Raw genomic sequence first — 14,467 nt, forward strand, 5'->3', positions numbered from 1 at the left:
TCCACAAAAACGTAAATTTTCCTTTTTAAATTTCTTACTTATATTGTCAAATATTACTCTTTAAGTATAAAATAATTTATGTATATATTAAATGCTCTTTAATTTTTACGTTTTTTATTCATAATATTACTAATAATATAGCGTCTAATTATGGATAAATTATTAAACAATCTCATACCAAAAACTAATACAGCAACATAGTAAATAGAAACTCCTAATTTTTCCCCTATATAAGTCAATAATATAGCCAATATAGCATTACCTATGAAACCAGTAACAAAAATTACATTATCATAGTTATCTTCAAAACTGGACCTTATCGCTCCAAAGATAGAATCCATTATTGCAAGAATAGCTACTGACATATATATAGAATAATCCATAGAATATGTAAATGGAATATAGTAACCTACTACTACACCAAATGCTAATCCTCCTAAAACCCATAACATAAATCTTCACCTCTTTATTTTACTTTGAAACACAACTATATTACAATCCTTTTTATTAATTTTTTTTACTTTTTATTAATTTTTTTATATTTTTCGTTTTATTTTGCAAATAAATTCACTTTATTTCCATTATTTTCCTGTATTTTTATATTAATTCCATATATGTCCTTAAGAGACTTAGCATATGATTCTGGAGAATTTATAGCAGCACTTAATAAATCTATATCTCCTATAGCTTTTATTATAAATGGTTGTCCATATGTTGTATCATTTACTGTAATAGTAGCTCCTGAACATTTTATCTTACTTGTTGCTAGTACTCTTTCTCCATTTATAGAAATTGCTTTTGCACCAGCCTTTTTTAAATCATTTAAAACTCTCAAAATATCTATATCGTGTATAATCAAATCATTTGGATTCTGCCCATCTTTTAATTCTCTCTCACTATCCTCCATAGTAATAGTTATACCTGGTCCTGTAACAGTTGAATAACCACTTAATGCTTTAATTTCTTCAAGTTCTTTTTGCATAAGTGTTTGAACAGATTCATTTCCATTCTCTTTTGCTTCTTTATATTCATTCAAAGTTTTTTTGTTACTTTTAAGTGTTTCTTTTAAACTTTTTATTTCTTTTTTTGTATTTTCTACCTCACTCTCAATATTTTCAGTTTGACTCAATGTTATGTACACTCTATTTGGGTCTAGTGATTTTATATAAGTTGATATGAAAATACCTAATATGAATGCTCCCAATATAACTATTTTCTTTTTCATACTATTATTTCCCCTCTACTTTGTTTATATCACTATGTCCATCTATTTCTATATTGTCTTCTTTAGTCACTTTTATCTTGGCATTATAATATGTTTCTATTTCCCAGACAATACCATATTTTATATTAAGTGCAGAAGCTAATGTATCAGAATCACCAATTGCTTTTATTATGATTGGTTCTTTTATAACAGTGTCATTCATATAAAGCTTATCCTCTTTTAAATACATATATGTATTAGAAACTATTCTCTGGTCATTTATAGATATAGCACTTGCCTGTGCTGAATTTAATTTATTTATCATTGACAATAATAAATCATAATTATATAGTATACTATCATTTTTATCAAAGTTTCCTAAGTCTTTTGTAGAATTTATCTCAACTTTTATACCTGTTCCTTGAACATCTGTATATCCAGCTAATGTTTCATATTTTTCTATCTCTGACTTAAGTATATCTTGTTCTCCTTCAGTATTTTTGCCTCTATAAGTCTCTATATCTTTCTTCACACTATTAACTTCTGACTGTAAATCCTCTTTTTCTTTTTTTAAAGATTTAAGTTCTTCTGTAAGTTGCTCTCCTCTTTTAAAAGTTGTCATCCCTCTATTTTCTATATTAATAATTTTAAGTTGTAAACTAACAAGAACACCCAATACAATACTTCCTATGACTATACTTTTATTTATAAATCTTTTTTTCAATATATCACTTCCTTACAATTGTCTATCCTTCTGGACTATACACAGCTAACTTTCCATAATTAAGATTTATAGTCCCTCCATTAGTATTTTTATTTTGCAGGTCAATCAGAATTTTACTTACCCTAGATATATTATAATCTAAGTTATCATCATTAGAAAGTAAGATTTTTATATTGCTTCTTGTAAGCATATTTATATTTCCTTCTTTTCTTAAGTTTACATAATTTATTTTTCTATAAATACCTTCCTCTTTTAAACAATTTAAAGTTTTAAATACATTCTCCTTAGTTTTATAATTTTTAAATTTTATTGATTTAGTATCATCTACACTATAATCTACATCTACTATCAAGTCTTTTTTACTTTCATTAGTACCTCTAAGTTCTTCCAACAAATTGCCTTTTTTATCTATATAACAATAATTATCTCCATCTTTTAATACTGCAAATATTTCTTTTTCTTTTAAACTTATAATTATCTTATTTGGAAGTTTTCTTTTTATCTCTACATTTTCTATATATGGATTTTTTATAAGTTCATTTTTCATATCTTTAAAATTGTATGCAAATATATTTTCATGTAGATTTATATTTAGTTCTTTCATTATATTTGATTTAGTTACTCTCTTATTTCCAATTATATCTATTTTCTTTACATCAAATAAATCGCTTTTTACAATCATACATATACCAAAAGACAACATGAGTATAAAAACTAAAACTATCATGACATTATTCGTATTTAACTTCCTTCTTTTTTTCAAATATAATCAACCCCTTTGGTTAATAAATACACCTTTAGAGCTTATTTTTCCTACAAAAAAATTATAATATTTAAAGTCAAATTTTTTCATTTTTTTACATAACACCCAAACAAAGTATTAAAAGATAGAAATAAACCAATATTTCATCAAAATAAATATAAGATGCTACATACTCTTCATATTTTTAAATCTTGTGTACATACAAATAAACCCCTAATTTATAATATATTAGATTTTCTAAATTATTATAAATTAGGGGGTAAATATTTATTTACCTTTTCTTTATTCCTATTACTTTAGCTTGACCTTCTATGCTTGGAGTTGTTTCTTTTTTTATTTCTTTTACTTCTTCAATAATTTTTTCTTTTTTTGTTTTCTTAGATGCTGACTTTTGCGTTGAATTGTATACTTTTATTATCTCATCATATATAAGGTCTATGGCTTCAGGCTTACCTATAGTTTTGCTTGCATTTGCCATATCAACTAAAAGTTCTCTATCCCCTAAAAGTTTAAATACTGCTGTATTTAGGCTTTCTGGAGTTAGATTTTTTTCTAGAATCGCAATCCCTGCTCCTTGCTTTTCTATACTCTTAGCATTATACTCTTGATGGTTTTCAGCAGTATATGCTTTAGGTATTATTATAGAGGGCTTTCCAAGAGCTGTTATCTCAGCTAATGAAATTGCTCCTGCGCTACCTATAACTAAATCACTTGCTGCAAGTGCATTTGCCATATCTTCTAAGTAAGGTACAACCTTTTGGTATGGTTTAAGATTTATATCGCTAATGCTTCCCATAAATTCATCATAATAGCTTTTGCCTGTAGCAAATATAAAAGCTATATCTTCATTTACCATATTCTTTATTACAAGTCTCATTGCGTCATTTATTTTTCTTGAGCCTCCACTACCACCATAGCAAAGTACCATTTTTTTTTCTTCACTTATTGCTAGATTTTTTCTTGCAATATTTCTTCTTGATAATAAAATTTCTTTTCTAACTGGGTTTCCTGTGAAAACTAACTTTTCTTCTGCTGCCTCAGGAAATCTTTTATGTGAATCTTCAAAGCTTGTAAGTACCTTTGTAACTGTTTTAGATAAAATCTTATTAGTTACACCAGGAAAAGAATTTTGCTCATGTATTATGGCTGGTATTTTACCCATAGATGCATTAAATAAAACAGGTCCACTAACATATCCACCAGTTCCTATAACTACATCTGGCTTAAATTTCTTAACAATCTTTCTTGATTGCTCTAAACCTTTAAAAAGTTTAAAAACTCTTTTTACATTATCGAAGTCTATTTTTCGCTTAAAGCCTTGAACTGTTACAGTCTTTAATTCAAATCCATACTTAGGAACTATTTCTGATTCTATTCCTTTTTCCGTCCCAACAAAAATTATCTCGGCGTCTGGATGCTCATCTCTTATTTTGTTAGCAATAGCTATAGCTGGATACACATGTCCTCCAGTTCCACCGCCTGATAATAAAACTTTCATCAAATCATCATCTCCTGTTAATTAATTTTGACATGCTTTGAGATGTTTAACACTATGCCTACAGCTCCCATAAAGATGGTGAGTGAGGTTCCTCCATAACTTATAAATGGTAGTGCTACACCTGTAGCTGGCATTGATGATGTTGCAACTGCTATATTTAAAGCTGCTTGTATTCCAATTTGTGCACCTATACCTATGACAACCATACAAGCAAATACATTAGAAGTCTTCAAGGCTATTCTTACACATCTGTAGACTAAAGCTACAAATAGCATTATAACTATTATACAACCAATCAATCCTAACTCTTCTCCTATTATAGCAAATATAAAGTCATTTTGTGGCTCTGGTATATAAAAATACTTTTGTTTACTCTTTCCTAAGCCTAGACCAAACAATCCACCTGAACCTAGTGCATATAAACCTTGTATTACCTGATACCCTTTACCAAGAGGGTCTTGAAAAGGGTCTAAAAATGATGTAACACGACTAAGTCTATAGGGTTCAGCAATTACTAATGCAGCAAATAAAGCAGCCCCACTCCCTATCATAGCAAATACAATTTTCATATCCATTCCAGCAACAAATATCATTACAAAAGTAACCAGAATTACAGTACCTGCTGTTGACAAATTTGGCTGAAGTATTATCAACGCAAAAAATATCCCTGGAACTACAAGAAGTGGTACAACACCTTTTGTCAAAGATTTTATTTTATCATAATTTTTTTCAATTAATTTTGCAGTTAATATTATTGTGGCAAACTTTGCTATCTCTGCAGGTTGAAATCTTAAGCCTCCTATTCCTAACCATCTTTTTGCTCCGTTTGCTTCTATCCCTAAAGGGGTTAAAACTAACAATAATAATACTACTGCTATAGCTCCAATTGCTGTAGCATTTTTCTTCCAAAAACTATAATCTATTCTTGATGTAATAATCATAACTATAAAACCAAGTATAGCATATATTACATTCTTTTTTAGAAAATAGTATGCATCATTGTGTTTAAATGAAGATTGTATAAAACTTGCACTAAACACCATAACTATTCCTACAAATACTAAAAGCATAGTAGTATAAAATACTACTCCATCAAATTCAGTCTTCATCCTTATGTCAATTTGTTTTTTCAAATTTTCTTTAGGCATCCAACTAATCTACCTCCATTCTTCCATTTAAGTAAGTTTAGAGGTAAGAGATTATTTTAAATTGTTTACATTATCTTTGAAGTCTTTTCCTCTTACTTCAAAACTTTCATACATATCCCAACTTGCACAAGCTGGTGAAAGAAGCACTATATCTCCACTTTTTGAAATTTCATAAGAAGTCTTAACTGCTTCTTCCATATCTTTTACTATATGTATGTCATTAAATCCTTTATTTTTAGCACAATTTTCTATATTTGATGCAGTTTCTCCTAATAAGACCAATGATTTAACATATGACTTTGCAGTTTCAAGAAGTTCATCAAAATTACTTCCCTTATCCATCCCTCCTGCTATAAGTATTATAGGTCTATTGTAAGACTGTACAGCTTTTATAGTGGAATCTGGATTAGTTCCCTTTGAATCATTTACATATATTACATTTTCTAAGTTTCTTACAAACTCTTGTCTGTGTTCCACTCCCTTAAATGTCATAAGTACATCCTTTATAACATTTAAGTCAATTTTACAGACATACGCTATTGCTATAGCTGCCATACAGTTTTCTAAATTATGACCTCCAGGCAAACTTACATCATCTTTATTTAGAAATTTGATTTTATCATCTATATCTATTATTATGTCATTATTTTCTAAATATACTCCTCCATTTACTTTTTGAGTTCTTGAAAAGTAAATTACTTTCGCATTGCACTTGTCAGCTAGACTTTTTACTATCTCATCATCATAATTTAATACACAAAAATCATCAGCAGTTTGATTCATAAATATATTTGCTTTTGCTTCTATATATTTTTCCATAGTATGATGTCTATTTAAATGGTCTTCTGTAATATTTAATATAGCACTTACTTTAGGTCTAAATTCATCTATACTCTCAAGTTGAAAGCTACTTAGTTCAGTTACAAGCACAGATTCTTCATTTGAAGTTTCTATAGTATCTATTACAGGATTCCCTATATTTCCAACTACATATGTATCTCTTTTAGCTCTTGAAAAAATTTCTCCTACCAAACTAGTCGTAGTTGTCTTTCCGTTTGTACCTGTAATCCCTATAAATGTTGGATTATTTGATAATTTAAAAGCTAATTCCACCTCGCCAATTATATACTTACCTGAATTTTTTAATTTCAATATGAATGGCAAGTCTAGTGGTACTCCTGGAGATACTACAACCATATCTATGCCATCCACATCTTCTGGATGATGTCCTAATATGTATTTTATGTCATTTATAGATTTCAATTCATCAAGTATGTTTTTCAATTTATTTTCATCTTTTATATCATTTACTATTATACTTGCACCCAATTTATCTAAATGTTTAATTGTAGATATACCAGTCTTTGCAAGTCCTACTAATAAAACTCTTTTTCCTTTTAAGTCCATTTTTCATTCCCCCTAGGCCTAAAATACTGCTATTATACTTATCCAAGCTAAAACAACTGTAACAATCCAAAAAACGAATACAACTCTTGTTTCTGGCCAACCACACTGTTCAAAATGATGGTGTATTGGAGCCATCTTAAAGAATCTCTTTCTTGTTGCTTTAAAATATCCAACTTGAATCAAAACTGATAGAGCCTCTGCAAAATAAATTCCTCCAATTATAGGTATTATAAGCACTGAGTTAGTTAGAACTGAAAATGCTACAACTGCACCACCTAATGCCATTGAACCTGTATCTCCCATAAAAACTCTAGCCGGATATGAATTAAATCCTAAAAATCCTAAGCATGCTCCAACAGTTGCTGCTGCTAAAACTGCAACTTCTGTATTTCCAGCAATAGAACTTGCAAATAGCATAAAGAATACAGAAACTATTAAAGTTACTCCTGATGCTAATCCATCTAATCCATCAGTCAAATTTACAGCATTTACTATTGCTACAATTATAAACATCATTATTGGTATATATAATATTCCAACATTTATTACAAAATCTGTAAATGGTATCATAAGTTGTGAAGCACTTGATGATGATGTATATTGATAAAAAGCAACATAAAAAGACAATGCAACTTGAAGGATTATTTTTTGATATGCTTTTAGTCCAAGTGATCTTTTTAGCTTTATTTTTATAAAATCATCTAAAAAACCAATAAAACCAAAACCTGCAATACATATAAGACCTACTGCCATATCATGACTAACCTTTACTCTTGTAAGTCCAGTTATTAGAATTGCAACAATCATTATAATTCCACCCATAGTAGGTGTTCCATTTTTGGCTAGATGTGTTTGGGGTCCATCATCTCTAACTGTCTGACCAAATTTAAATTTTCTAAGCATTGGTATAAATATTGGTCCTATTATAATTACTATTAAAAACGCAATCAATGCGGTGTACGTAAGCTCTGTTATTCCTAACATCATAAAACTCCTCTCCCTTGTCAATCAACTCATTAGTTTAAGCTTATTTATTTAGATATTCGACTATTTTTTCTAATCTCATGCCTCTTGAGCCTTTTACTAAAATAGTGTCTCCTGTTTTTACTAATTTATTTAACTTGCTAAATACATCTTCTCTATTCTCAAAGTGATATATATTGGCTGAATTGAATCCTAATTGTTTTGCTTCTTCTCCAATAAACACTGAATTTTCACCTATAGTTATTATAATATCAGTATTATTCATAGATGATTTTCCGACTAATCTATGACCATACTCTGAAATTTCACCCATTTCTAGTATATCTCCAAGTATCGCTACCCTTCTACCTTTATATCTTCCAAGTATCTTTAAAGCAGCATCCATAGAATCTGGACTAGCATTATATGAATCATTAATTATTGTTAACTTTTCATTTTTTATTATGTCTAATCTCATTTTTGTCCCTTTAAAATTTTTTAAACCTTTTTTTATATAATCCAAAGAAATATTTAAACACATACCAACCAGTATAGCAGACATTGCATTATATATATTATGTTCTCCTATTGTTGGTATAAATACTTCCTCTTTTTTTCCATTTATGACACATGTAAATGTCAAACTATCCTCTTCCATAGTATAACTTTCGCAATAAATATCATTATTTTTATTGAATCCAAATGTTTTTAACTTATATACATGCTCTTTTTCTTTTAATGTAGATAAAAACTTATCATCTCCATTTACAATTAAAGTATTTGTCTCATCAAAATTTGAGGCAATCTCCATCTTTGCTTTTAAAATACCTTCTTGTGAACCTAATTTTTCCACATGTGATAATCCTATATTTGATATGACTGCAATTTGGGGATTTACTATATCCACTAGATATTTTATTTCATTGAATCCAGACATACCCATCTCTATTACAGTACACTCATGTTCTTTATTTAAATTAAATAAAGTTAATGGAACTCCAAAATGATTATTTAAATTTTTTTCATTTTTTAGTATATTTAACTTTGCAGATATGGCAGAATATATCATATCTCTAGTAGTAGTTTTGCCTACACTACCTGTAACACCTATAAATGGAATATCAAATTTTTCTTTATAATATCTTGAAATATCCCCTAGAGCTAAAGATGTATCTTTTACCTCTATTAAATTTATATCCGAACTTTCTAATTTTATTCCATTACTTTCATTTTTTATAAAAGTTTTACATCCACTATCATATGCAGACTTCATAAATGTATGCCCATCTAAATTTTCTCCAACTATTGCTACAAATGCATTTTGGGCATTTGACTCCCTGCTATCTATAACTATATCACTTACACAGTCATTATAATCTCCATATATTAACTTCCCATTAGTTGCAAGTACTAACTCTTTTATTGTTAAGCACTCCATTATTAAACTCCTCCTTTAAAACCTTAGCTATATTCTCTTAGCAACAAAAGGCAATGTATACCGTTATATATACATTGCCTACGATAACTCTTAACTTTATAATTATATACTATATTTCTGTTTTTTTGAAGATGTTTATGGGTATATGTTAATTATCTGTTACTTTTTAGTTTTCAAAATATAGGGTTATACTTGAATCTTCATTAACTTTTACTCCAGGTTTTGGGAATATATCTTTTACCTTTGTATCTTCTGGAAGTTCTATATCTGCATCTAAATCTGGTTTTAACTTCACATCTTCCAACGCCTTTACAGCATCACCAATTTTTAGATTTCTTACATCTGGCACTTTAACCTGTTTTTTTTCATACTCAGCTTTTTCTTCTTCTTTGTATACTGGTTTAACTCCTAAATATTTTAAAGAATCATTCATTATTTCTTTTACTATTGGTCCTGCTGTAGTACTACCAAATGCACTTACTCCTGTTGGTTCATCAACAATAGCAAGGACTACTATTTGTGGATCATCACAAGGTGCGATTCCAACAAATGAACATATATACTTTCCTGGAGCATACTTACCATCTATAACTTTTTGAGCTGTACCTGTTTTACCACCAAGTCTATAACCTGGTATATATGCTATCTTTCCTCCACCTTCAGTTACAACTGACTCTGCAATTTCTAGCATTTTCTTAGATGTTTCTTTAGATATAACACTTCTTACTTTTTTTGGTTTTACTGTTTCAGTTATGTTACCTTTATTATCAGTATAAGATTTTACCACTCTTGGTTGCATTAAATCTCCACCATTAGCTATTGATGATATAGCTGTTATAAGTTGTATTGGAGTTACTGATATAGATTGACCAAATGATATTGTAGCCAATTCAACTGGTCCTACATTTTTTTCGTTATACAATATTCCCTTAGCTTCTCCTGGTAAATCTATACCTGTCTTATCCATAAGACCAAAAGATTCTATATAATCATACATTTTTCCAACGCCTAATCTACTTCCTAACTCAACAAATACTGGGTTGCAAGAATTTTGTACTGCTTGTTTAAACTCTTGTGTTCCATGAGGTCTATAATGTCTCCAACATTTAATTTTTCTTCCTCCAACAGTTACACTACCTGTACATGTGAATTTTTCTCCATCTTTAATTACTCCTTCTTCAAGAGCACTAGAAGATGTAATAAGTTTAAATGTAGAACCTGGTTCATATGTATCACTTACTGCTGGATTTCTCCACATTTGATAATAGCCTTTTATTTTATCTTTATCATTATACTTTTCAAGTTCTTCTTGATAATATGGATATATTGGTGTTCTTGAATCATTAGGGTCATAATCTGGTTTTGATGCTAGAGCAAGTATATCACCAGTTTTAGGATTCATAGCTATTGCAGTAACCTTTTTTGCATTATTTAACTCATAAGCTTTCTGTACTGCTTTTTCAGTATAGTGTTGAATTACTTCATCTATAGACAACACAAGACCATTGCCTTGTACAGGCTCATAATATTTTTCCATTCCTTGTGGTATTTCTCTTCCTGAAGCATCAGTACTTACTATCAGTTTTCCAGGCTTTCCTTTTAATTTTTTATCATATTGCATTTCTATACCAGATATACCTGTTGCATCTGAAGAAGTATGTCCTAGTACATATGGTGCAAAATTCCCATATGGGTAATATCTTTGATTATCTTCTGCTACCCATATTCCACCTAATTTAGCATCTCTTATTTGACTTGCCTTATCATCATCTATCCATCTTTTAACCTTTACAAGAGCCATATTTTTTTTGCTTATTAAAGCGTAAATATCTTTATAATCTTCGTCTAAAATCTCAGCTACCTTTTCAGCAGCTTCCTTTTTATCTTCTACTTCTACAGGTTTACACCAAACCGTATACTTAGTTACACTTACTGCTAATTCTTTCATGTTTCTATCATATATAGTTCCTCTTTTGGGTTCTATTGGTATATCTCTTGTTTGCTGTTCTAGAGCTTTTGTACTTAACCAATTTCCCTTCATAAGTTGTAAGTACCCAGTCCTAATAACAAGGCAAAAAAACAATGCACATGCTAGAATAAGAACGAGTACCAGCCTTTTTTTACTTATTCTCTTTACTTTTCTCAAATCTATTCCCCCTAGTTATCCACATCTATATACTTTATTTGTCCATCTTTTGGATAGTCCATATTGAGCAATTCTTTTGCCTTTAGCTCAATTTCTTTTATCGATGTTTTTTCAGTTTTTTTTGCCTTTAGTTCCTCTAGTACTATCTCTTTTTTTCTTAAATCTTTTTGTAAATAGTAAATATCATATTTCATTTCTGAGATTTTTGAATAACCACATAGATTCAATATTATTACTGCGAAAGTTGCAATCAGTAAAATGCATTTAGCCCCTATTTTTTTATTATTTCTCTTTTTATAATTATTCTTTTTCTTATTTTTATATTCATTTAGATTCTGTATTTTATAATTTTTTTTCAAATTATCACCTCTATACTATATTTGTTGTTAATTATATCTCTTCCTCTAAAATTCCATCGCTAAATTAATACACTATTGCACAATCTAATTGTATTTTTTTCTATACACAACAAAAAATCTATAGATTCACTAATTCTTGAATATTGAACCTATAGATTATACGCTAATTTTTATTTATTTTTATCACTATATATTTTCTTTAACATATAAATCAATACACTTAAAGCAAATAATATTAAAAGTCCTGTCATCATAACTTTAGCTCCACCAGTCAACATCCCACCTACATAAGAATATACAATGGTTGCTGGTAATTGTCCTAATCCAGTAGCTATAAAGAAGGATACAAAACTCATAGATGTTAGACCTGCTGCATAACTTACAAGGTCAAAAGATATAAAAGGAAGCAATCTTGCAATTAAAATTGTATGTTTTCCATATTTATCAAAGAAATCATCTATACTTTCTAATGCAAATTTACTTGTAAGTTTTACAACCACATCTCTACCTAAAAAACGCCCAATTACAAAACAGATTGTAGCACCTGCCATTGCACTGGTCCATGACAATATAGCTCCATTTACCCATCCAAATAAGGTAGCATTTGCAAAAGTGATTAAAAATGCAGGAAGGGGTGCGGCTATTGATTGTAATATCATAAGTGCAAATGATATTATTGGTGCCCAGACTCCAAATGATAGTATGTATTCCTTAATTGCATCTAGATTTAGCATACTCAGATAAAATATCATCTGATTTACTATTTTTTTAACAGGAGGTATAAAAAAGTAAATAGCAAATACCCCCAATATAATACAAATTTTTATCAATGCTTTTTTATAATTATTCTCTATTTTTCCTCACTCCCAATATCTATTTTAATTATATTATAACAGAAAATATTTTTCTATATTGTCGATTATACCATAGTTATTTTCTATTCTAATAAAAATCATAATAGCTTTTAACTACAATTAAGAACCTTATTATTTTATCACATATCTAGACCTTACTCTTAAATTATATAATTTATATTCTTTCCGCTACTCTTAACTTAGCACTTCTTGAACGTGGATTTATTTCTATTTCCTCCTCACTAGGTAATATTGGTTTTCTAGTTATTATTTTTACTTCAGATTCTTTGTCACATTGGCATATAGGCAAATGTTGTGGACATATACAATCTGATGCTAGATATTTAAATGCATTTTTTACTATTCTGTCCTCTAATGAGTGAAATGTTATTATACAGATTCTTCCATCTTCATTCATTATAGAGGAAGCATCATTTATCATCTTTGTAATTACTCCTAGTTCATTATTTACTTCTATTCGTATAGCCTGAAAAGTTCTTTTAGCTGGGTGAGGTCCATCTATTCTAGCTTTTTTAGGAATAGCCTTTTTAATTATATCAACCAATTCACCTGTAGTTTCTATTGGTTTATTTGCTCTTTCTTCAACTATAAATTTAGCTATACGTTTAGCCCAGTTATCTTCACCATAATCTTTTATTATCTTAGATAGTTCATCTTCTGTATAAGTATTTACAACATCATATGCAGAAAACTCACATCTAACATCCATTCTCATATCAAGTGGTGCATCTTGCATATAAGAAAAGCCTCTATCAGCTTCATCAAGTTGATGAGATGAAACTCCTAAATCAGCTAATACACCATCAATCTTGTAAACTCCTATTTTTTCTAATTCCTCTTTTATATTTTCAAAATTACTATGAACAAACTTCACTCTACTTTCGTATTCACTCAATCTCTCTTTTGCTGTATTTATAGCGTTTTTATCTTGGTCAAACCCTATAAATAATCCCTTATCTGACAGTTTTTTTACTATTTCCCTAGAATGTCCTGCTCCTCCCATAGTACAGTCAACATACACTCCATCTGGCTTTATATTTAAATTTTCTATACACTCATTTAAAAGAACTGATACATGATGAAATTCCATATTTACCTCCTTTATACTCACTATTTAAACTATTATTAACTAATATTATGTTTATTTTTCTTTGATAAATAAACATGTGCAATTATACCACCAATAACTCCAATCAAGCTTATCACTTGTGCCATTCTAAGTGGGCCTAACATTAAACTATCTGTTCTTAACCCCTCTATAAAAAATCTTCCAATTGAATATAAAGTTATATAAGTAACTATAACTTGCCCTTCATATTTTTTATTTTTTCTAAATAGTAATAAAACTATAAATATACCAAAATCCCATATGGACTCATATAGAAAAGTTGGATGCACTTTTACTCCATCAACCATTATTCCCCAAGGTAAATTAGTAGCACCTCCATGTGCTTCTCCATTAATAAAATTTCCCCATCTACCTATAGCTTGTGCTAAAGGCATTCCAAGTATAACTGTATCAGCCATTTTTAAAAAGTTAATATTTTTAATCTTAGTGTATATATAACCAGCTAATATTCCACCAATTAACCCTCCATGTATAGCAAGTCCACCACCTCTAAAATTAAAAATTTGAGATATATTTTGAGCATAATAACTCCAATTAAATACTACATAATAGATTCTTGCACAGATTAGTCCAACCGGAATTGCTATTATAGCTATATTTAATACATCATCTTCTTTAATTCCCACTCTTTTTGATTCTTTTATTGCTATTAAAGTCCCTAAAATCATTCCACATGCCATAAGTATTCCATACCACATGATGTCTATTCCAAACAGTGTAAATGCTATTCTATCCATAACGTCACCTCTTTGTATTAATTAAAAATATTTCCAAAGCAATTTAGTATAATTACAATTAATTGTAATTATACTA

Annotated in this window: 14 protein-coding genes; all 14 read right to left on the reverse strand. The window is 29.1% G+C overall.

The window, feature by feature from the left end; all coding sequences use genetic code 11:
- Positions 1-98 precede the first annotated feature (98 nt).
- The 14 genes from KGF39_RS03115 to lgt all read right to left on the reverse strand — a co-directional run bounded on the left by KGF39_RS03115 (position 99) and on the right by lgt (position 14,391).
- Complete coding sequence (locus tag KGF39_RS03115) at positions 99-452, reverse strand: small basic family protein (RefSeq protein WP_227821153.1); 354 nt, start codon at positions 450-452, stop codon at positions 99-101.
- A 98-nt stretch (positions 453-550) separates the two neighbouring features.
- Entirely contained in the window at positions 551-1,225 is a 675-nt protein-coding gene (locus KGF39_RS03120) for a DUF881 domain-containing protein (protein ID WP_054274625.1), read from the reverse strand.
- A gap of 4 nt (positions 1,226-1,229) precedes the next feature.
- Positions 1,230-1,928: a DUF881 domain-containing protein gene (locus KGF39_RS03125; RefSeq protein ID WP_107595490.1), complete on the reverse strand. Its 699-nt coding sequence runs from the start codon at positions 1,926-1,928 to the stop codon at positions 1,230-1,232.
- A 22-nt stretch (positions 1,929-1,950) separates the two neighbouring features.
- Positions 1,951-2,691: an FtsQ-type POTRA domain-containing protein gene (locus KGF39_RS03130; RefSeq protein WP_227821154.1), complete on the reverse strand. Its 741-nt coding sequence runs from the start codon at positions 2,689-2,691 to the stop codon at positions 1,951-1,953.
- 271 nt (positions 2,692-2,962) lie between these two features.
- A complete protein-coding gene (gene murG, locus KGF39_RS03135) occupies positions 2,963-4,189 on the reverse strand; it encodes an undecaprenyldiphospho-muramoylpentapeptide beta-N-acetylglucosaminyltransferase (RefSeq protein WP_227821155.1) in 1,227 nt (408 codons plus the stop codon).
- Between the two features lie 17 nt (positions 4,190-4,206).
- Positions 4,207-5,337, reverse strand: coding sequence for a stage V sporulation protein E (spoVE, locus tag KGF39_RS03140; protein WP_227821156.1), 1,131 nt, complete (start codon positions 5,335-5,337; stop codon positions 4,207-4,209).
- Between the two features lie 51 nt (positions 5,338-5,388).
- Positions 5,389-6,744, reverse strand: a complete 1,356-nt coding sequence (gene murD / locus KGF39_RS03145) for a UDP-N-acetylmuramoyl-L-alanine--D-glutamate ligase (RefSeq protein WP_227821157.1) — start codon at positions 6,742-6,744, stop codon at positions 5,389-5,391.
- Between the two features lie 18 nt (positions 6,745-6,762).
- The gene (gene mraY, locus KGF39_RS03150) at positions 6,763-7,731 is read right to left on the reverse strand and encodes a phospho-N-acetylmuramoyl-pentapeptide-transferase (RefSeq protein WP_079740141.1); all 969 of its coding nucleotides are present in this window, start codon (positions 7,729-7,731) and stop codon (positions 6,763-6,765) included.
- Between the two features lie 40 nt (positions 7,732-7,771).
- Positions 7,772-9,145, reverse strand: coding sequence for a UDP-N-acetylmuramoyl-tripeptide--D-alanyl-D-alanine ligase (locus KGF39_RS03155; protein ID WP_227821158.1), 1,374 nt, complete (start codon positions 9,143-9,145; stop codon positions 7,772-7,774).
- A 166-nt stretch (positions 9,146-9,311) separates the two neighbouring features.
- Positions 9,312-11,291, reverse strand: a complete 1,980-nt coding sequence (locus KGF39_RS03160; protein WP_054274632.1) for a stage V sporulation protein D — start codon at positions 11,289-11,291, stop codon at positions 9,312-9,314.
- An 11-nt stretch (positions 11,292-11,302) separates the two neighbouring features.
- The gene (locus KGF39_RS03165) at positions 11,303-11,650 is read right to left on the reverse strand and encodes a hypothetical protein (RefSeq protein ID WP_054274633.1); all 348 of its coding nucleotides are present in this window, start codon (positions 11,648-11,650) and stop codon (positions 11,303-11,305) included.
- Positions 11,651-11,820: 170 nt separating this feature from the next.
- A complete protein-coding gene (locus KGF39_RS03170; RefSeq protein WP_227821159.1) occupies positions 11,821-12,480 on the reverse strand; it encodes a TVP38/TMEM64 family protein in 660 nt (219 codons plus the stop codon).
- 199 nt (positions 12,481-12,679) lie between these two features.
- A complete protein-coding gene (gene rsmH, locus KGF39_RS03175) occupies positions 12,680-13,615 on the reverse strand; it encodes a 16S rRNA (cytosine(1402)-N(4))-methyltransferase RsmH (protein ID WP_227821160.1) in 936 nt (311 codons plus the stop codon).
- Between the two features lie 35 nt (positions 13,616-13,650).
- The gene (gene lgt / locus KGF39_RS03180; protein WP_227821161.1) at positions 13,651-14,391 is read right to left on the reverse strand and encodes a prolipoprotein diacylglyceryl transferase; all 741 of its coding nucleotides are present in this window, start codon (positions 14,389-14,391) and stop codon (positions 13,651-13,653) included.
- Between the last annotated feature and the right edge of the window lie 76 nt (positions 14,392-14,467).

Origin of the sequence: Clostridioides sp. ZZV14-6345 (genome assembly GCF_020657775.1) — a bacterium.
Lineage (GTDB): Bacteria > Bacillota > Clostridia > Peptostreptococcales > Peptostreptococcaceae > Clostridioides > Clostridioides difficile_D.

What these genes read in the sequence shown, in the direction of transcription:
- rsmH (WP_227821160.1), bottom strand. Translation starts at nt 13,615, where the DNA reads ATGGAATTTCATCATGTATCAGTTCTTTTAAATGAGTGTATAGAAAAT.
- spoVE (WP_227821156.1), bottom strand. Translation starts at nt 5,337, where the DNA reads ATGCCTAAAGAAAATTTGAAAAAACAAATTGACATAAGGATGAAGACT.
- KGF39_RS03155 (WP_227821158.1), bottom strand. Translation starts at nt 9,145, where the DNA reads ATGGAGTGCTTAACAATAAAAGAGTTAGTACTTGCAACTAATGGGAAG.
- murG (WP_227821155.1), bottom strand. Translation starts at nt 4,189, where the DNA reads ATGAAAGTTTTATTATCAGGCGGTGGAACTGGAGGACATGTGTATCCA.
- KGF39_RS03115 (WP_227821153.1), bottom strand. Translation starts at nt 452, where the DNA reads ATGTTATGGGTTTTAGGAGGATTAGCATTTGGTGTAGTAGTAGGTTAC.
- lgt (WP_227821161.1), bottom strand. Translation starts at nt 14,391, where the DNA reads ATGGATAGAATAGCATTTACACTGTTTGGAATAGACATCATGTGGTAT.
- murD (WP_227821157.1), bottom strand. Translation starts at nt 6,744, where the DNA reads ATGGACTTAAAAGGAAAAAGAGTTTTATTAGTAGGACTTGCAAAGACT.
- mraY (WP_079740141.1), bottom strand. Translation starts at nt 7,731, where the DNA reads ATGATGTTAGGAATAACAGAGCTTACGTACACCGCATTGATTGCGTTT.
- KGF39_RS03120 (WP_054274625.1), bottom strand. Translation starts at nt 1,225, where the DNA reads ATGAAAAAGAAAATAGTTATATTGGGAGCATTCATATTAGGTATTTTC.